20 protein-coding genes are annotated in these 16,252 nt (G+C 46.0%); 12 read left to right on the top strand and 8 right to left on the bottom strand.

What is annotated here, in order from left to right; genetic code table 11:
- Nucleotides 1–141 precede the first annotated feature (141 nt).
- Both K4039_RS03305 and K4039_RS03300 read right to left on the bottom strand, forming a co-directional pair.
- Nucleotides 142–498: a hypothetical protein gene (locus K4039_RS03305; RefSeq protein WP_265233696.1), complete on the bottom strand. Its 357-nt coding sequence runs from the start codon at nucleotides 496–498 to the stop codon at nucleotides 142–144.
- A gap of 66 nt (nucleotides 499–564) precedes the next feature.
- Nucleotides 565–693: a hypothetical protein gene (locus tag K4039_RS03300; protein ID WP_265233695.1), complete on the bottom strand. Its 129-nt coding sequence runs from the start codon at nucleotides 691–693 to the stop codon at nucleotides 565–567.
- Between the two features lie 20 nt (nucleotides 694–713).
- Here K4039_RS03300 and K4039_RS29740 point away from each other — a divergent pair, with 20 nt between their 5' ends.
- The 5 genes from K4039_RS29740 (at nucleotide 714) to K4039_RS03275 (ending at nucleotide 5,338) form a co-directional block, all read left to right on the top strand.
- Entirely contained in the window at nucleotides 714–2,000 is a 1,287-nt protein-coding gene (locus K4039_RS29740; protein WP_321161509.1) for a glycoside hydrolase family protein, read from the top strand.
- Between the two features lie 615 nt (nucleotides 2,001–2,615).
- Nucleotides 2,616–2,828 (top strand): hypothetical protein, encoded by a 213-nt coding sequence (locus K4039_RS03290; protein ID WP_265233694.1) that lies wholly within the window; start codon nucleotides 2,616–2,618, stop codon nucleotides 2,826–2,828.
- Between the two features lie 159 nt (nucleotides 2,829–2,987).
- Nucleotides 2,988–3,659, top strand: a complete 672-nt coding sequence (locus K4039_RS03285) for an IS607 family transposase (protein WP_321161513.1) — start codon at nucleotides 2,988–2,990, stop codon at nucleotides 3,657–3,659.
- Nucleotides 3,595–4,722, top strand: a complete 1,128-nt coding sequence (locus K4039_RS03280) for a transposase (RefSeq protein WP_265233693.1) — start codon at nucleotides 3,595–3,597, stop codon at nucleotides 4,720–4,722. Before K4039_RS03285 ends, K4039_RS03280 begins: the two co-directional genes overlap by 65 nt.
- Nucleotides 4,682–5,338, top strand: a complete 657-nt coding sequence (locus K4039_RS03275; protein ID WP_265233692.1) for a Uma2 family endonuclease — start codon at nucleotides 4,682–4,684, stop codon at nucleotides 5,336–5,338. The genes K4039_RS03280 and K4039_RS03275 overlap by 41 nt, the downstream gene beginning before the upstream one ends.
- 331 nt (nucleotides 5,339–5,669) lie before the next feature.
- Here the strand turns inward: K4039_RS03275 and K4039_RS29875 are convergent, their stop codons facing one another.
- From K4039_RS29875 to uvrB, 3 genes are read right to left on the bottom strand one after another with little or no spacing between them, the layout of a single operon-like run.
- Nucleotides 5,670–5,819 carry a hypothetical protein gene (locus K4039_RS29875; protein ID WP_375339778.1) on the bottom strand — a complete coding sequence of 50 codons (150 nt, stop codon included), beginning with the start codon at nucleotides 5,817–5,819 and terminating at the stop codon, nucleotides 5,670–5,672.
- On the bottom strand, nucleotides 5,816–6,061 hold the full coding sequence (locus K4039_RS03270) for a DUF433 domain-containing protein (protein ID WP_375339777.1): 246 nt from the start codon (nucleotides 6,059–6,061) through the stop codon (nucleotides 5,816–5,818). Before K4039_RS03270 ends, K4039_RS29875 begins: the two co-directional genes overlap by 4 nt.
- A gap of 16 nt (nucleotides 6,062–6,077) precedes the next feature.
- Nucleotides 6,078–8,090: an excinuclease ABC subunit UvrB gene (gene uvrB, locus K4039_RS03265; protein ID WP_265233691.1), complete on the bottom strand. Its 2,013-nt coding sequence runs from the start codon at nucleotides 8,088–8,090 to the stop codon at nucleotides 6,078–6,080.
- A gap of 184 nt (nucleotides 8,091–8,274) precedes the next feature.
- On the opposite strand from uvrB, the gene K4039_RS03260 reads away from it, so the two are divergent.
- On the top strand, nucleotides 8,275–8,745 hold the full coding sequence (locus K4039_RS03260) for a hypothetical protein (RefSeq protein WP_265233690.1): 471 nt from the start codon (nucleotides 8,275–8,277) through the stop codon (nucleotides 8,743–8,745).
- A 222-nt stretch (nucleotides 8,746–8,967) separates the two neighbouring features.
- On the opposite strand, the gene K4039_RS03255 is transcribed toward K4039_RS03260, so the two are convergent.
- From K4039_RS03255 to urtA, 3 genes are all read right to left on the bottom strand, one after another.
- Nucleotides 8,968–9,108, bottom strand: a complete 141-nt coding sequence (locus tag K4039_RS03255; RefSeq protein WP_265233689.1) for a DUF5615 family PIN-like protein — start codon at nucleotides 9,106–9,108, stop codon at nucleotides 8,968–8,970.
- The gene (locus K4039_RS03250; protein WP_265233688.1) at nucleotides 9,105–9,338 is read right to left on the bottom strand and encodes a DUF433 domain-containing protein; all 234 of its coding nucleotides are present in this window, start codon (nucleotides 9,336–9,338) and stop codon (nucleotides 9,105–9,107) included. The genes K4039_RS03255 and K4039_RS03250 overlap by 4 nt, the downstream gene beginning before the upstream one ends.
- 157 nt (nucleotides 9,339–9,495) lie before the next feature.
- The gene (gene urtA, locus K4039_RS03245; RefSeq protein WP_265233687.1) at nucleotides 9,496–12,369 is read right to left on the bottom strand and encodes an urea ABC transporter substrate-binding protein; all 2,874 of its coding nucleotides are present in this window, start codon (nucleotides 12,367–12,369) and stop codon (nucleotides 9,496–9,498) included.
- 255 nt (nucleotides 12,370–12,624) lie between these two features.
- On the opposite strand from urtA, the gene K4039_RS03240 reads away from it, so the two are divergent.
- The 6 genes from K4039_RS03240 (at nucleotide 12,625) to K4039_RS03215 (ending at nucleotide 16,076) form a co-directional block, all read left to right on the top strand.
- Complete coding sequence (locus K4039_RS03240; RefSeq protein ID WP_265233686.1) at nucleotides 12,625–12,795, top strand: hypothetical protein; 171 nt, start codon at nucleotides 12,625–12,627, stop codon at nucleotides 12,793–12,795.
- Nucleotides 12,796–13,140: 345 nt separating this feature from the next.
- Entirely contained in the window at nucleotides 13,141–13,347 is a 207-nt protein-coding gene (locus K4039_RS03235) for a hypothetical protein (protein ID WP_265233685.1), read from the top strand.
- A gap of 442 nt (nucleotides 13,348–13,789) precedes the next feature.
- A complete protein-coding gene (locus tag K4039_RS03230) occupies nucleotides 13,790–13,972 on the top strand; it encodes a CsbD family protein (RefSeq protein ID WP_265233684.1) in 183 nt (60 codons plus the stop codon).
- Between the two features lie 77 nt (nucleotides 13,973–14,049).
- Nucleotides 14,050–14,493, top strand: coding sequence for a hypothetical protein (locus tag K4039_RS03225; RefSeq protein WP_265233683.1), 444 nt, complete (start codon nucleotides 14,050–14,052; stop codon nucleotides 14,491–14,493).
- A gap of 114 nt (nucleotides 14,494–14,607) precedes the next feature.
- Nucleotides 14,608–15,120: a hypothetical protein gene (locus K4039_RS03220; RefSeq protein WP_265233682.1), complete on the top strand. Its 513-nt coding sequence runs from the start codon at nucleotides 14,608–14,610 to the stop codon at nucleotides 15,118–15,120.
- A 173-nt stretch (nucleotides 15,121–15,293) separates the two neighbouring features.
- Nucleotides 15,294–16,076 (top strand): DsbA family protein, encoded by a 783-nt coding sequence (locus tag K4039_RS03215; protein ID WP_265233681.1) that lies wholly within the window; start codon nucleotides 15,294–15,296, stop codon nucleotides 16,074–16,076.
- Nucleotides 16,077–16,252 lie beyond the last annotated feature (176 nt).

The following is a 16,252-nucleotide window of genomic DNA, read 5'->3' as shown; positions in this document are numbered from 1 at the left end:
TTTCTTTAGCCCCTGGTAGCTAACAAAGAAACCGTTTTTTTAACCGATAAAATCGCATCAATCGGGTTTTTCCAAAGTCCAAAATCTTTTTGATGAATATCGGACTTGAAAAAACCCGATTTTTGTCTACTAAATTATGAACTATCTGAAGTTGAGCGCTGGTTCTTTACAAAGGTTAACAGCATCCAACTCTGTGGATTGGCCATCCGAGTATTCGGCTCTGACATCAAAAATACAGCCCGCATCCACGCCTTCGTAGTCACCTTGATTCCACGCAAAATCTGCCTTTTCCCGATCGGCAATGGGCTCAGCTAGCTCGTTTTCTCCCCACGTATCCTTACTGGGAGCAGACATATAAACGGCTGTCATCGTCTTGCCGCTGTTGTTGATCACGGCAACTCTGACCGTGCGAGCGAAAACGCTAGGTGCTGTCAACGCTAACAGTGGCAGCGACAGCCCCACAGCGATCGTTACTTTGCTTAATAACTTATTAACCATTGAGCCATCTACCTTAAGTTAGATATTTATTGAAGCTTAGCTCTAAAAGTTAGAATGTACAAGCAATCAGTCGTTGACGGTGTGCGTTAGACAAAAAACTATTTGATTTAAGTCGAAATTTGGAGGCTCCGCACCCGATCGCAATTTTTCGATCGCCAAATCTGGCAAAATCTTAAGAGTTTGACAATCCGCCATTGAAATTTCCCTCTCTCAGCATGAAAATTCTCAAGTGGCCAGCTTGGTTGCCCTATCCGATTTCGTGGTTAAGGGCATTTGCTCTCGCCCAGAGTTTTAGTTTCGTCCTTCGCAGCGGGATTCCTTTCGCCAGCGACGATATCGGCTTTCTAACTCTGTTCCTGGCGGCTTGGCTAATTCAGTTACCTTTGTTCTTTGTCGCCCATTTTTTAGTCGTTAAAATCATCAATCCCTTACTCAGTATGCTGCCGAGCCGCTTTCGAGTTGCGCGCAAGTTCAAGCGGCGGCATACTGGAGTTCGATCGCACTTTCGAGAAGGATTGAATGCTGTTGTAGTGATTTTTTTGGCATTTAATCTGTCGCTACTGGTGCAAATTGCTCTTTTTTATTGGCCCGCGCGATCGATCGATCCAGCTAAGTTACTCACAGGAATCTCTACTCTCACAAATATTGCGATCGCCGGTGAATTAGATTTCTGGCTGGTAAAATTGGCGGGGGCTTTATCGAGTTTAACGCTATTAGCCGCGCCGCTATATCAACACGATTTTCGAGTACGCCGGATGCGGGCGACTCAAAAATTAGCCGAAATCACCGAAATGGAAATGACTGCATTTGAAATAAAGAAATTGCGCCGCCGCCAAAAAACTTTGCTGAGGCGAGCCGAAATTCAAATCCTCGGATTTCTACTTTTAATCGGCGCTGTGATTGGCGGCGCTGTTTTTTTGGTTGCCAATTTGCGAGGAAATCAGCAGTTTTCGTCTGCGGCGAGTCGGGTTAGCAAATCGCCACCGCTAGCTATGAAAACGGGCGATCCTTATATTCGAGCTTTGATGCGTACTATTTCTGCTAGCGAGTCAAATGTTTCTCGGCCTTATCACGTTGTTTACGGCGGAAAATATATATTAGATTTGAGCCGTCATCCTGACTGGTGCGTGAGAATTGTTAACGGCCCGAATCGGGGTAAGTGTACTACGGCGGCGGGCAGATATCAATTTTTGACTACGACTTGGAATGATAAGGCGAAGCGTTATCACGCCCGTCGCGCTGATTTTTTATTCTGGGCAGATTACAGTTTTGAACCGGAAGATCAGGATGCTGTGGTTTATGCTTGGTTGAGCGATCGCAAATTTTGGAAAGCTGATATTCCTGAGATGTTGCGGCAGGAAAGATTAACTGATGTTTTGCGGATGCTTTCGGGAACTTGGACGAGTTTGGGATATGGAATTGAGAACAATTCTATGAGTTCTAGTTTGCCCAAAGTCTACCAGAAAATGCTGCGAGAAGAATTGGCAAATGCTGGCTCTTAGGTTGAATTTAATCCGGTTATCTCGGAATTATATCCGAGTGGGAGCGTCCCCGCTCGCGTGTTGTAAGCAGCGAGCGATCAGGCGCCGAGTTTAATGACCTAAGGGGCTTGCAGCTTAATACTATACCAATCCTTTGGCTACTCCTTCGACAATACAATTGCATGGCTGGGATTTTATTTCTACGCAAGTCTCATACAATTGCATGGCTGGGATTTTATTTCTACGCAAGTCCCTAAAGCCATCTGGGAGTATTCCGTAGCTCTGGCACTCCCTCTGCGTAGGGCTTTAAGCTCGATATTGTAGATGTTTTGCAGTTTGGCGATCGCTTTCTGCAATGCCGCCTTGTTCAACCCTAAGATGCTTTGAATCTGTGCTGCTGTGTATCAACACTCAATCGATTCTTGTTCGTGGTAATCGATTTCTTCAGCCTCTACGTCAATCACAGTCGGGTTTTCGAGTTCCATATTTTAGCCTGGTTAGGGGAATCAATTTGAAATCGATTTGGAATCGATTCGTCTATAGGTGCTATAGTAATATACAGGTACATCACAGTTGACAAGTGATGTACCTGATGGTAAATTGAAGCCTGGGTAGACAGTCGCGGATAATGTTGATATGTATAGACAACTGCGCGATATGGCTACCAAGCGACCGAGAACTACCATCAGCTTTGACTTTGACGAGTACAAGGAGTTGAAAAAATGGGCTGATTCTGAATTTCGTTCTATTCCTCAACTGGTTCTTGTCTTGGTCAAGAAAGCCTTGATAGAGAGGAAGGAGCGAGCGTCGGATCAAGTCAGCGTACCCACAGAAACCAAAGCCCCATGAGCCACCAAAGCTAAGCGGGGCAAGGAAAGCAAGGAAGTTAGTTAATGTCTAGCGGATGTCTAGCAAAGGAGCATAGTCCTGTAGGTTGATTTATTGAATTTTACTGAAAATATCTGAATTATTTGCTAAGTTGTGAAAGCAGTAAGCATTATTCATAAATTGGATACCTACTCAACCCCAAGACAAGCAGCCGAACATTTTGGAGTTTGCTTGCATACGCTCAGACGGTGGGAGAAGGATGGCATTATCAAAACCATCCGCACACCCGCTGGTCAACGACGATACTCAATTAATTCTTATGCCGGACAAAACAAAACCAACCTTAGAACAATTTTGTATGCCAGAGTCTCTAGTCGAGGACAAAAATCTGACCTTGACCGACAAGTTGCAAAACTACTTGAACTCTATCCATCAGCCGAACTCATTACCGACATTGCCTCCGGGCTTAATTTCAAAAGGCAAGGACTTAGATCCATTTTGGAAGCCGTCCGTACAGGCAATGTCGGCTCTGTTATTGTTGCCCACAAAGACCGACTTGCCAGATTTGGTTTTGAACTCATTGAATGGCTCTGTCAGCTCGATGGAACAAAAATCGTGGTTCTCAACCAAGACAATCTTTCTCCAGAGCGAGAAATGGTTGAAGACATCCTTGCCATTATTCACGTCTTTTCCTGTAGACTCTACGGACTCCGAAAGTATAAAACTAAAATCAAGGAAGATTCAGATTTACCCAGAGCCAGCACTGGGCAAGATTTGGAAAACGTGGATGGCAGCAACACGATATTGCTACAACCAGGCAATTTCTCAACAAAAGCAAGACCGTCTAGGTAAGCTCAAATTGCGTAACAAAATCATGCAATCAGATTTACCAAAGTGGGTAAAAGATACACCATGTCATATCAGGCAAAATGCTATTTTCGACGCTCACAGAGCGTATGCTGCTAGCCATGATGCCAAGTATCGAAGCATTCGCAATCTTCGCTCTACAGTTAAATTCAATGATGCCAACTTCAGGGGCGGGATGTGGTTTAAGTCAAAAGTTAAAGGACTAAAATTCACCGCATCCGAGCCTGTTCCAATGTCTTGCAAATATGGGACTCAGCTTGTTTTGCATCGTAGTAATTGGTTCGCTATTTTTCCCGAAGAATATGACTCAAAACCATCAAAAGCTAACTCGGCAATTGCTTTAGACCCTGGTATTCGGACATTCCTCACGGGCTACGACTCGGAAAAAGTAATTGAGATTGGTAGTGGAGATATCGGAAGAATCACCCGCCTGTGTCAATATCTTGACAAGTTAATGGGAAAGATGACTAGAGTATCTTCCAAGCAACGAAGAGCGATAAGAAAGGCTGCGGAAAGAATCAGAAGCAAGATTCAAAATCTTGTTAATGAACTTCATAAAAAAGCTGCACACTTTCTGACCACAAATTACCAAGTTATTTTCCTACCAACATTTGAAACGTCTCAAATGGTGAGACGTGCTAAACGGAAAATCAATAAAAAGTCAGCACGTCAAATGCTGACATGGGCGCATTATCGTTTCAAGCAATTCATCAAACACCAAGCCGACAGAAATGGTTCGATTGTTGTTGATGTATCTGAAGCCTATACGTCCAAAACTTGTGGAAAATGCGGTCATATTCATCGCAAGCTTGGTGGCTCTAAAGTGTTCAAATGTCCGAATTGCCAAACGGTAATTGGACGAGATTTGAACGGCGCACGTAATATTTTGTTACGTGCTTTGTCGGATTCGACCTGTTCTGTCAGTAATGACGGGATTGCTATCGTTACATCTCCAGCATTGCACAGCTATGTACAGAAATGTGAGCGCGTAAATGAATCAGAACATCATGATCCAAACCCAAGCAATCCCCCAAACAGTTACGTTTGACGAATTCGCGGCCTGGTATCCAGAGAACTCTGTCCGCCGCTACGAGCTACACAATGGAGTAATTGTCGAAATGCCTTTAGGAACAGGCGACCACTCGGCCGTAGCCGGGTTTATTTCTGGCGAAGTGTTTTTAGAGGTTCGGCAGCAACAATTACCCTGCATCGTGCCGAAAGAGTACCTACTCAAACCCGTCCGCAACGAAGCAGGTTATCAGCCAGATGTAATTGTTCTGGAGTTGCCCGCTCTACGCCAGTCCGAACCGCGCTGGAAAAGGGAGTCCATCATTACGATGGGCAGTTCGGTGCGATTGGCTGTAGAGGTCGTTAGCACCAATTGGCGAGATGATTACCATTTCAAGTTCGCTGACTACGAAGAAATAGGCATTCCCGAATACTGGATTGTGGACTATCTCGGTTTGGGCGGTCGCAAGTTTATCGGCAATCCCAAACAACCCACCCTTTCGGTTTGCCAGTTAGTAGACGGGGAGTACCAGAGCAAGCAGTTTCGGGGCGATGACACTGTTGAGTCGCTGGCTTTTCCAGAGCTGAGGTTGACTGCCGAGTTGATTTTTCGGGCCGGCTTGCCCAAAAGCGTGACGGGCATTGAACCAGGCTAATTGCGATCGCACGGCGGGTGCAAAGGGGGTGCAAAGGGGCCTCAAACAGCCCCTAGATATTGGAAAACTGGCAAGAAAATCAGGAAATAGCTTAGGGGCTTGCAGCTTAATACTATACCAATCCTTTGGCTACTCCTTCGACAATACAATTGCAGGGCTGGGATTTTATTTCTACGCAAGTCCTAACAGTTTATCGCGCAGATGCTTAATGCGATCGCATAATCTCCCTGCCCATTCTTCAACCCACGGAGGACGTTCGGCGAAGCTCAGTCGAGCCGCGGGTTTTGCTTGTATAGACGCGGTTTCAACCGCCGATTCTACTCTTTTCTACCTAAATAGGCAGTCGCCGCACTCGATAACGATTATCTTCCACTGTCACAATCGCACCTGTTTCCAAATCTTCACCGCACTCTGACAAAACAGCAAGCAATCTAGCACGAACAAACGCTGGAATAGTGTTTTGCAGTCTTAAAATAATCACACTTGGAAGAGATTCAGAACTGATAGCCAAAAGCTCGCCAAAATCCAGGTCAAAAATGCTGCATACTGGAGACTAGCTTTAATATCCTCAGCTTCCAAATAGGGATAAGCTGCCAAGATTTCTCCTACACTCATCCCATTTGCTACTAAACTCACTACCAAAGAAACAGTGATTCGCATTCCTCGAATGCAAGCTCTCCCTCCCATAATTTTTTGATCGAAGGTAATGCGATCGAACATCATATCCTCCCACTCTTCCTTAATGTCCCAACAGCTTATCGCGCAGATGCTTAATTCGATCGCGCAACTTACCAGCCTCCTCAAACTCCAACTTCTTCGCCGCCGCCTTCATCTGCGCCTCCAACCGCCCGATTAACTGAGGAATCTCATCTAAAGATAACTCATTCACCTGTTCGTAAACCTCATCCAACTGCTGAGAATTTAGCTTACGCGACACATCCAGAAACGCCAGAATCGCATTACTCGATCGCTTTTTCGCGATCGGTTGCGGCGTAATCCCGTGCATCTTATTGTAGGCTACCTGAATCCCCCGGCGGCGATCCGTTTCATCGATCGCCTTAATCATACTTTTCGTCAAATTATCCGCGTACAAAATAGCCTGTCCCTGCACATGGCGCGCCGCCCGCCCAATCGTTTGAATCAAAGAACGTTCCGATCGCAAAAACCCCTCCTTATCCGCATCCAAAATCACCACCAGCGACACCTCCGGCAAATCCAAACCCTCCCGCAGCAAGTTAACGCCGATTAATACATCAAACTTACCATCCTGCAAATCTTGGATAATTTCTATCCGTTGAATCGACTGAATTTCCGAGTGCAAATACCGAACTTTAATCGCCCTTTCCTGCAAATATTCCGTTAAATCTTCCGCCATCCGCTTCGTCAAAGTCGTCACCAAAACACGCTCATTCCGACTTACTCTCTCCTTAATTTCCCCCAACAAATCATCAATTTGTCCCTCCGTCGGACGCACAAAAATTGTCGGATCGACTACGCCAGTAGGGCGAATTACTTGCTCAGCAACCCTGCCTTCCGATATTTCCATTTCCCAATCACCAGGAGTCGCAGAAACAAAAATACACTGATTAGCTTTTTCCCAGAATTCCTCCGCTTTCAACGGGCGGTTATCGGCAGCGCTGGGCAACCGAAAACCGTGGTCAATCAATACTTTTTTCCGCGCTTGATCGCCGTTATACATTCCCCGAATTTGCGGCACTGTGACGTGGGATTCATCTATCACCAACATCCAATCTTTCGGGAAATAATCAATCAAACATTCTGGCGGTTCCCCAGCATTTCTACCTGCTAAATGCCGCGAATGATTCTCGACTCCGTTGCAATAGCCGACCTCGCGCAGCATTTCCAAATCGTAGCGGGTGCGCTGTTCTAATCGCTGAGCTTCTAATAGTTTTCCTTCTTTCTCAAATTCTACCAGTCGTTCTTCTAATTCGAGTTCTATTCCTTGACAAGCTGCCTCTAATTTATCATCTGCCGTCACAAAGTGGCGCGCTGGATAAATATTTAAAGCGGTTGTACTTGCCAGAATTTTACCAGTTACGGGGTCAACGTAGCGAATGGCATCGATTTGGTCGCCGAAGAATTCGACACGAATAATTCTATCTTCGTAGGCGGGTCCGATTTCTAGAACGTCGCCTTTGACGCGAAATTTGCCTCTGCCTGATTCTGTGTCGTTGCGGCTATATTGGACGTTGACTAAATCTCGCAAAACTTGCCGCTGATTGACTTCCATTCCTACTTGCAAAGGAATAGCAGCTTTCAGGTATTCTGCGGGCATTCCCAAACCGTAGATGCAGCTAATTGATGCTACAACAATTACGTCGCGGCGTTCAAAGAGCGATCGCGTGGCGGAGTGTCGCAGCATATCGATCTCGTCGTTAATTGCTGCGGTTTTTTCAATGAAAGTATCACTGACGGCGATGTATGCTTCAGGTTGGTAGTAGTCGTAATAACTGACAAAGTATTCGACTGCATTGTTGGGGAAAAAATTTCGCAGTTCGTTGCACAGTTGAGCTGCCAGGGTTTTGTTGTGTGCTAAGACTAAGGTTGGTCTACCGATTTTTTCGATCACCGAGGCAATGGTGAAGGTTTTGCCCGTACCTGTGGCACCGAGTAAGGTTTGAAATCGATCGCCCGCAGAAATGCTTTTGACGAGTTGCTCGATCGCTAGCGGTTGGTCGCCCGTGGGCTGGAAGGGCGCTTGCAATTGAAAAGATGCTGCCGCAGTTACCATAGGAAAATGTAGCTATTACCGATAAATCTTAACAAAAATATAGGGATTCTGCAATTTCGTTCAGAAAATAGTTAGACTTTGTAATACTATTTTAATCATCGGCCGCAATAGAAAGCAGAAAGCCCAGAAAAGCAGTTGTCCGAACCCAGCAATCAACCCCCAGCAATTAGCAAGGAAAAAAATTATGGCTCTCACACCCAAAGATAAAGTCAAAGCGAGCGCCCGCAACAAAGGCACTACCAAGGCCCTACCAGCCACCAGCGAAGGCCAATCAGCGGGCATCCAACTTTATCGCCCGCAACTCATGCATGATAACCGCCCCGTCGGCCCAGATGATTTTACCATCAGCGAGACAGTCTCGATATCGGGGAATCGCCCGATCGGCGTTAGCACCCTGCACATCAGCGAAACCTACGGCACTATAGGCAATCGCCCGATCGAAGCCAGCGACTTGGAAGTGGTTGCTACACTCGGCAGAAGACCGATCGGCTCCAGCGCCATGCAAGTCAGCGAAATGTTCAATATGTCCGGTGCGCGACCCATTGCCGCCAGCACTCTGCACATTGATGAAGTTTACTCCACAATGGGAGGAGAGCGCCCCATTGCCTCAAACGAAATTGACGACAGCTCGACCTTAATGGGATTTTTAGATTAATTGGTCATTGGTCATTAGTTATTAGTCGTTGGTCATTGGTCATTGGTCATTGGTCATTGGTCATTGGTCATTGGTCATTGGTCATTGGTCAGTAGTCATTGGTCATTAGTAATTGGTGATTAGTTTTTCACTGTTAGCTAATGACTAATGAAACAATCGTAGCAAATTTACTGGCCCTCGCGATTCAGCAATTGAACCGTCTAAAGTAATTGATTTAACCTATTAATTTAACCTATTAAATATCTCAATATCTTGAGCATCCTGCAACCCAAGCTCTTGCAATGTAACAGCGTTGACACCGAATGTTTCGGTTAACCATTTCGCCAAACTTGGAGGCAATTGAGCATTCAACCAGAAAATCATACTGCGATCCTGGGGAAATCTATGCTGAGAGATGCAAAAAGCAGACAGGCTTGAATGTCTTCTGGTTCCAAATCAGGAAAATCAGATAGAATCTCGCTAGCTGTTACATTGTCTGCTAGAGGTTCTAAAATGTCGCTAACACGAATTCTCATGTCGCGAATACAGGGGCGACCGCCACATTTACCAAGTGTTTGAGTAATCCTTTTAAGCAATGCAGTTCTATCAGTCATATCTTAAATTTCTCGTTTTCCTATCGTGTCCGATCGATTAACTTCGATAAGTCAGGTTCGTAGTGCGGATTAAAGTCCGCAATCCGGGAGCGGACTGAAGTCCGCACTACGAACCGTTTTTATTATGGTAATCCATCGGGCATGATATGACCGATCGCTAATTTCGCGGACGTTGATATTTGCTCAGTAAATCAGCAAAGTGCTTGTAATCTACAGGCTTCCTTAAATACTCCGCCGCTCCTAATTCCAAACCATGATTTGGGTCGTCCAAAAAAGTCAACATAATCACTGGAATATTAGCTAAATCCGGATCGGCTTTCAACGCCGACAGCACCGCCCAGCCGTCCATACTCGGCATCATCACGTCCAAAGTAATCGCATCCGGTAGCGACTCCTTGGCTAACTGAAGCCCTGCTTCACCGCTAGCTGACGAGAGTACCCAAAATCCTTGTTTCGACAAGCAGCGAGTGATTAAATCCCGCGAGTCTGGATCGTCGTCAATTACTAGCACAGTTGCAGCATCGGGAAGTTCCAGCGGTTGCGATCGCACTTCTTGCAGCCCTGTTTCTTCCGATGCTCGATCGCCCTCCACTTCTTGCTCGCTTTTAACCGCAGTCGGCAAGCGAATCGTAAAAGTAGAACCGCAATCAAACTCGCTATCAACCGTAATATCCCCGCCCATCATCTGGCAAAACTTCCGGCTAATTGTCAGCCCCAAACCCGTGCCGCCGTACCTGCGGGTAGTGGAATCGTCCGCTTGCGCAAAAGCTCCAAACAGCCTCGACACCTGATCCTCAGTCATGCCGATGCCCGTATCAGTGACTTGAAACACGATCGAATATTTGTCAAACTCATAGCCAATTTCCGAGAGTTCCTCGGAATTGTCCACCGGCCAAACTTCCCATTCTTCCTTCCAAACATTAATTGTAATTTTGCCTCGATCGGTAAACTTAGCAGCATTGCTCGCCAAATTCAACAACGCTTGCCGCAGCTTCGCCGAATCAGCGTATATCGTGCCAATATTGCGATCGCAATTGATAGTCAAAGTGTTGCCATTTTTCCCTACCAGCGGTTGAACTGTAGTCACAACCTGCTCCACCAACTTCAACACATCAAAACTCTCCAAGAAAAGAGTCATCTTTCCTGCTTCAATTTTAGAAATATCCAAGATGTCACTAATAATGTTCAGCAATTGCTTGCCTGCCATATTAATGCTTGCCAAATCCATCACAAACTCTTCCTCGCCGAGTTCCACAGCCTCTTCTTGCAGCAGCTCACTGTAGCCAATAATCGCATTTAGGGGCGTCCGCAACTCATGAGTCATATTTGCCAAAAAAGTGCTTTTCGCCCGGTTAGCAGCTTCCGCAGCGTTCTTAGCGACTTCCAATTCGATCGATCGCTCCTCTAGCTGTCGTTGCCGCACCTCCAAACCATTGAGCAAACTGCTAATTTGCTGAGCCATTGTATTGAGAGTAGAAGATAGCACCCCGATCGCATCATTAGACACAATAGGCGATCGAGCCGTCAAATCCCCGCTCGCCATCAATTCCGCAGCTTGTCGCAGCAAGCCGATATTCCGAATCAGCGACGACACCGACACAAAAGCCACTATTCCCGCGATCGAACTCAAAACCAAAGCCCCCATCAGCCAGTGCTGAGTGCCGCTCGCCACAAACAGAGTTTGCTGCACCAGCACCCCCATTAATTCGTCAGGAACTCCCGCCGCCGCCGAGGCAGCTTCTATTGCCAGCAAATAGTTTTTCATCTGAACAGCACCGATCCACCCAACTCCCACCGCCATCCAAGTGATCAGTACCAAGATCATAAACAGCCCGATCAAAGAAGCCCGAGTTCCCACCGAGATCTGCCTCGGAGTAAATGCCGCCGCCCAAGGATAGCCTTTAAGAAAAGGATCTGGCGGCACCGGTGCGCCCGAATTCCAAATCTCCTCAATTTGACCGTCCGATCGCACCTTACCAATCCGCACTGTTTTCCAGATATGCTGCGTTTGGGCATCTATTTTCACCATGCCCGATGGAGCTGCAAACTCCATATTTTTAGCAGCCGCCCTAACTTTAACCACATCTGTCGAACCAGCTTTTTCTACTGCTTGCTTCCACAAATAAACGCCCAAATAAGCCGCTTCGATCGGGTCATCCGTGACACGATTTTCCCCGTATCTCGCTTTATAAGCCTTGACAAATTTCTGATTTTCCGCTGTATCCACCGTTTGAAAATAGTTCCAAACCACCAAATGTCCAGCAATATTGGACGGCCCGATCGCCCGCACTTCCTCTTCTGCTATGCTCGCCGACATCACCGGCAAATTTTCCGGTTTCAAGCCAGCTTCTCGCAACTTTTGGAAAAAAGCCACATTGCTGTCGCCGTTAAGAGTATTGAGAATCGCATCCGGTTTCACTGCTAAAATATGTGCGATCGCCTCATCCACATCCCTAGAACCCAGCGACAGATACATTTCCCCAGCCAACTCTCCTCCGAGTGCTGCCAGTTGAGCTTTCACAATCAGATTTGCCGTGCGGGGAAAGATATAATCCGAACCCAACAGAAAAATTTTCCGCTTCCCCTGAGCCAGCAAATAGTTCACCCCAGGCACAATCTGCTGATTCGGGGCCGCACCAGTATAAAAAATATTCGGACACTGTTCTAGCCCTTCATACTGCACCGGATAAAACAGCAACCCGTTGCCCTGCTCAAAAACCGGCAGTACAGCCTTGCGACTCGCCGAAGTCCAACAGCCAAATACCACCGCCACCTGCGATTCTAAGAGCAATTGCTTAGCTTTTTGAGCAAAAGTCTGCAAATCGCTGGCTCCATCCTCTATCACCGCTGCCAAGGGGCGTCCGAGCACTCCTCCAGCAGCGTTAATTTCCTCAACGGCCAACAGCGTCGCGTCTTTAACAGAAATTTCGCTGATGGACATCGTGCCCGTCAGCGAATGCAACACGCCTATTTTTATCGGCTCACGAATTAGGCCTGCTGCTTCGAGAGGGTTACTGCTGCTTGCTCCCATAGGGTTTTAGATATTTTTTACTAATAACATAAATTTTAGTTCGATCCTGCAGGAAGTCAGCCTTGATGCTAACTCTGGTTTAGCAGATTTGTTCGGGCGATCGCCACAAAACTTGGGAATTCCCCCACCCTGTTGATTTTAACCGTCAAACTCGATCGCCTTGACCTCAGTCTGCACCAATCTGTCGCCTATTTCTCTCTTAATCTTGTACCGATGTCGAAACCGCCTCATCAAACAAACGACAAAAGTCCATAAATGCGCGATACCCCAAAAATTCTATCCCTCCCCCACACTCCCCGCACTCCCCGCACTCCCCACACTCCCCGCACTCCCCACACTCCCCGCGCGCGAGTCACAAAGCAATCTCGCGCACTCAAGCACTATTCTCCTTCCCCTATAGCCTTTCTCAAAAAGGTGAATATTTGAGATTTTCAATTTTTGGATTTGGAGATTGGGCGATACCTCATATGAGAACTGTAACTGCTATATAGCGGTTCTCAAAAAAGTGAGGAGAGCCTCATGCCCTATGCCCTATGCCGTTCGCGTACCTGATATGAGAGATCGAAAAGCTATATCTCTCTTCCGGCCGATTCAGGTTTGCCTGATTTGTCTGACTATTAAATTAAGAAATAAAAACTAAAAACTATTCCCCAGCCCTAATCTCCCTTCAGGCAGAGGAAAGTCTTTGCGATCGCGCTTAGCATATATCTAAGGCTAACTCTTAAGTAGCCTTCTTAAAAATAAATTTTGCAAAGAGTTGGGTGAAAACTAATGAATATTGAACCAAACGCAACCACCAGGGTCAGCGACCTACAAGTCACGCTACCAAAATCCAGAGAAACATTGCTCGGCGAGGAAACTGAAAAATCCCTAGGCGAGGAGAAACAACAAAAGGCTGAAACTATGCGCGCTGTCGAACAGTTAAAAGCAGAACTGCAGCAAAAAATAGATACAGAATGTCACCATACGCCAGATTAAAACGAATGCCAATTTTTAGAGGGTGTGGGTAAGAGACGGTCTTGCCCACACCCGCTTTTTGAAGTTCGATGGAAGTCGGCCGCATTCAATATAAATTTTAAATTTTAAATTTTAAATTTTTTTGGGTTTAAAAAAATACTGTTCTGGGTGCACCAATGGCTTTACGCCGAACTTTTTGTGCGATACTACACTTCGTTCGTTGCAGCTAGTAATTTAGGTCAAAAAACGGTCAGCAGGAAAGTCCTAGTCTATCCTCGATTCAAGAATAATTTTTCCTGATTTCCTATTCCTGATTTCCTATTCCCTATTCCTGACTTCTGTTAGATTCTGTACACTCCGAATACATCAAACTTTATTCCTACAGGTAGAGTGCAACCGAACTACTTGTTCCCTATGATAATAAGTAGAAAGTGTAAAACTAGATACAGATAAGGACAAACAAATGAGCATTGAAGATAAAGCAAAGGCAACTGCAAAAAACATCGAAGGCGCGGCTCAAGAAGCCCTAGGCAATGTTACTGGCGACCCCAAGGACAAAGCTGAAGGCAAAGCGAAGCAAACAGAAGCACAAGCTCGTCACGCAGTCGAAGATGTGAAAGATGAAATCAAAAAGAAATTAGACTAATTCTAATACTAATTGAGAGGGTCGAGAAAGCTGACCCTCTCAATTATTGAAAATGTTGTCATACCGGAGGAAAAAAGGTGAGTTTATTGCAGCAGAGCGGAAAAATTATTGCGGGTCTAATGTTGGCTTTAATGCTGGCCGTTACGACTGCTTGCGCCCCCAGCGTTTCCGCCCAACAACCGACTAATGTACCTGTAGCAATTGGCGGCAGTCAGGGTTATTACGCGCAACTAGAACGCGGCAATACTGCGGCAGGTCAAGACTTTGGTCAATGGGTAACAAAGACTGCTCAAGGCTTAGTTCAAGATGCTTACGTGCGTGACAATAATAAGTTGGGAGTTGTAATTACTCCGCAAGTCCGCCCTAATGAAGTGAAAGATTTGGCGAAGTCTTTAGCTCAAGGTTTTCACCGCAATTTCCCCAACCAGGATGTAAGTGTTTTGATGTACGCTCCTGATAAAAAACTGATTTTGACTGCTAAGTACGACCAGCAATCAAATCAGATTGAATACAATTCTTGATTTGGTAAGAAAGTTTAAATGATCGCGTAGCTTTAATAGCATTTTGGAATTTAGGGCTGGCGAAATCATCGAGATTTGAAACAGAAAATTTGTGCAGATTAGGAAAGAAATACCATGAGTAGCAGCGATAATTATAAGAGTCAAATCATGAAGGATTTGGCTCAGGGAAATAAAGAAGTGATGCCGGAGACAACCGGTGAAGAGTACGATAATTTTGACGATTTTGCTCAGAGAACTTCGCCGGATCAGCGCAAAAAATTATTCGGGAGTTCTCTGAATCATGACTCGCTACCGCCGGCGCAGTTGGAACCGGAATTGCAAAAGGCGATCGCCCAAATTAAGCCAAAGGAACTCGACGACGTGGCGCGGGAGTTCCTCAAGCAGTTGGACAAGAGAGGATTGAACGATCGCCAATTGGAAAAGCAGCTAGCACTTTCTACCCACCACGCCAGTCGCATGACTGCTGATGATGTTACTAAGCTGGCCTCGTTTACCTATCACAATCACCCGGATATTTTCCGAGATGTGCTCGCCCAAGAGCCGAGTTTGATGAAGTTTTTGGGGAATCCAGTAGTTGCAGGTATTTTGGGAATAGTTGCTGCTAAATGGCTCAGCAATCGTAAATAATCTCGGATTCAGAAAAGCCTAAAGGCTGATAATACGTGCAGCAAATACGTGCAGCAAATAAAAGGACGATCGCCCGGGCGATCGTCCTTTGATCTTTTATATCAGATCAGGCGTACCTGACACTCCGCAAAATTAAATGTAGGATTAAGTGTTGCCGTAAACCAGGAAAAAAGATGAACATCTCTACTATTTGGCGAAAACTCCGCAGCCAACAAGCCTTCTGCTTGGCTGCACTGCTTGCGAGTTGCCTGGTATTTATCGGTTGTTCCCCCGCCCAGTCAGCGGCTGGCAATTCAGTCGATCCCAAGTTGAAAGAGCAAGTTTTGCAGATTATCCGCGAAAACCCCCAAGCAATTTTAGATTCGGTACAAGGGTACCAGCAACAGCAGCAGCAGTCTCTCAAAGCAGCGCAGGAGTCATTTTTGCAGGAGATGAAAACAAATCCCAAATCTGCGATCGGGGATTCTCCCACCACCGGCTCAGCTTCGCAGCAGATTGTACTTTTAGAATTCTCTGACTTTCAATGTCCGTTTTGCGCCCGCGCTTACGATAATGTCAAGCAGTTTATGGCAAAACACCAGGACAAAGTTACTTTAGCCTACAAGCATTTTCCCTTGACTTCTATTCACCCTCAAGCGCTGCCAGCAGCTAAAGCAGCTTGGGCTGCTGGGCAGCAGGGCAAATTCTGGGAATATTACAGTGCTTTGTTTGAGGGGCAGAAAGAGTTAGGCGAGCCACTATACGGATCGATCGCCCAAAAGCTCAATCTCAAATTAGATAAATTCAACAGCGATCGCAACAGCCCCGCCGCCGAAGCAGCCATTCAGAAAGACGTGCAACTGGCTCAACAATTGGGTATCGAAGGCACTCCATTCTTTATTATGAATGGCAAAACTTTCTCCGGTGCTGTCGAGATTTCTGAGATGGAAAAGATTCTCGCGAGTGTCTCCAAATAACAGGGAAAGAGACACGAAAAAGTAAGTTTTTGGGTCTTTTTAACTTGTTGGTTGCAATCTCAATTCTGCGTCATTTAAGATGGGTTCCCAGGCTGGTGTCTGGGAACACTAAAAAAGCAAGTAAGTAAAAGGAAGAAGAAAGTTGGGCAGCGGATTGTGAAACGGATGTAACGGAT

The organism is Lyngbya sp. CCAP 1446/10 (assembly GCF_026130175.1).
In the GTDB taxonomy this organism is placed as follows: Bacteria; Cyanobacteriota; Cyanobacteriia; order Cyanobacteriales; family Microcoleaceae; genus Microcoleus.
This window is presented reverse-complemented; position numbering and strand designations above follow the sequence as displayed.

Coding starts and splice junctions, on each gene's coding strand:
- K4039_RS03215 (WP_265233681.1), top strand. CDS start 15,294: ATGAACATCTCTACTATTTGGCGAAAACTCCGCAGCCAACAAGCCTTC.
- K4039_RS03260 (WP_265233690.1), top strand. CDS start 8,275: ATGGCTCTCACACCCAAAGATAAAGTCAAAGCGAGCGCCCGCAACAAA.
- K4039_RS03230 (WP_265233684.1), top strand. CDS start 13,790: ATGAGCATTGAAGATAAAGCAAAGGCAACTGCAAAAAACATCGAAGGC.
- K4039_RS03255 (WP_265233689.1), bottom strand. CDS start 9,108: ATGATTTTCTGGTTGAATGCTCAATTGCCTCCAAGTTTGGCGAAATGG.
- K4039_RS03280 (WP_265233693.1), top strand. CDS start 3,595: ATGGCAGCAACACGATATTGCTACAACCAGGCAATTTCTCAACAAAAG.
- K4039_RS03240 (WP_265233686.1), top strand. CDS start 12,625: ATGCGCGATACCCCAAAAATTCTATCCCTCCCCCACACTCCCCGCACT.
- K4039_RS29740 (WP_321161509.1), top strand. CDS start 714: ATGAAAATTCTCAAGTGGCCAGCTTGGTTGCCCTATCCGATTTCGTGG.
- K4039_RS03235 (WP_265233685.1), top strand. CDS start 13,141: ATGAATATTGAACCAAACGCAACCACCAGGGTCAGCGACCTACAAGTC.
- K4039_RS03275 (WP_265233692.1), top strand. CDS start 4,682: ATGATCCAAACCCAAGCAATCCCCCAAACAGTTACGTTTGACGAATTC.
- K4039_RS03220 (WP_265233682.1), top strand. CDS start 14,608: ATGAGTAGCAGCGATAATTATAAGAGTCAAATCATGAAGGATTTGGCT.
- K4039_RS03250 (WP_265233688.1), bottom strand. CDS start 9,338: ATGACTGATAGAACTGCATTGCTTAAAAGGATTACTCAAACACTTGGT.
- urtA (WP_265233687.1), bottom strand. CDS start 12,369: ATGGGAGCAAGCAGCAGTAACCCTCTCGAAGCAGCAGGCCTAATTCGT.
- K4039_RS03305 (WP_265233696.1), bottom strand. CDS start 498: ATGGTTAATAAGTTATTAAGCAAAGTAACGATCGCTGTGGGGCTGTCG.
- K4039_RS03270 (WP_375339777.1), bottom strand. CDS start 6,061: ATGATGTTCGATCGCATTACCTTCGATCAAAAAATTATGGGAGGGAGA.
- K4039_RS03290 (WP_265233694.1), top strand. CDS start 2,616: ATGTATAGACAACTGCGCGATATGGCTACCAAGCGACCGAGAACTACC.
- uvrB (WP_265233691.1), bottom strand. CDS start 8,090: ATGGTAACTGCGGCAGCATCTTTTCAATTGCAAGCGCCCTTCCAGCCC.
- K4039_RS03300 (WP_265233695.1), bottom strand. CDS start 693: ATGGCGGATTGTCAAACTCTTAAGATTTTGCCAGATTTGGCGATCGAA.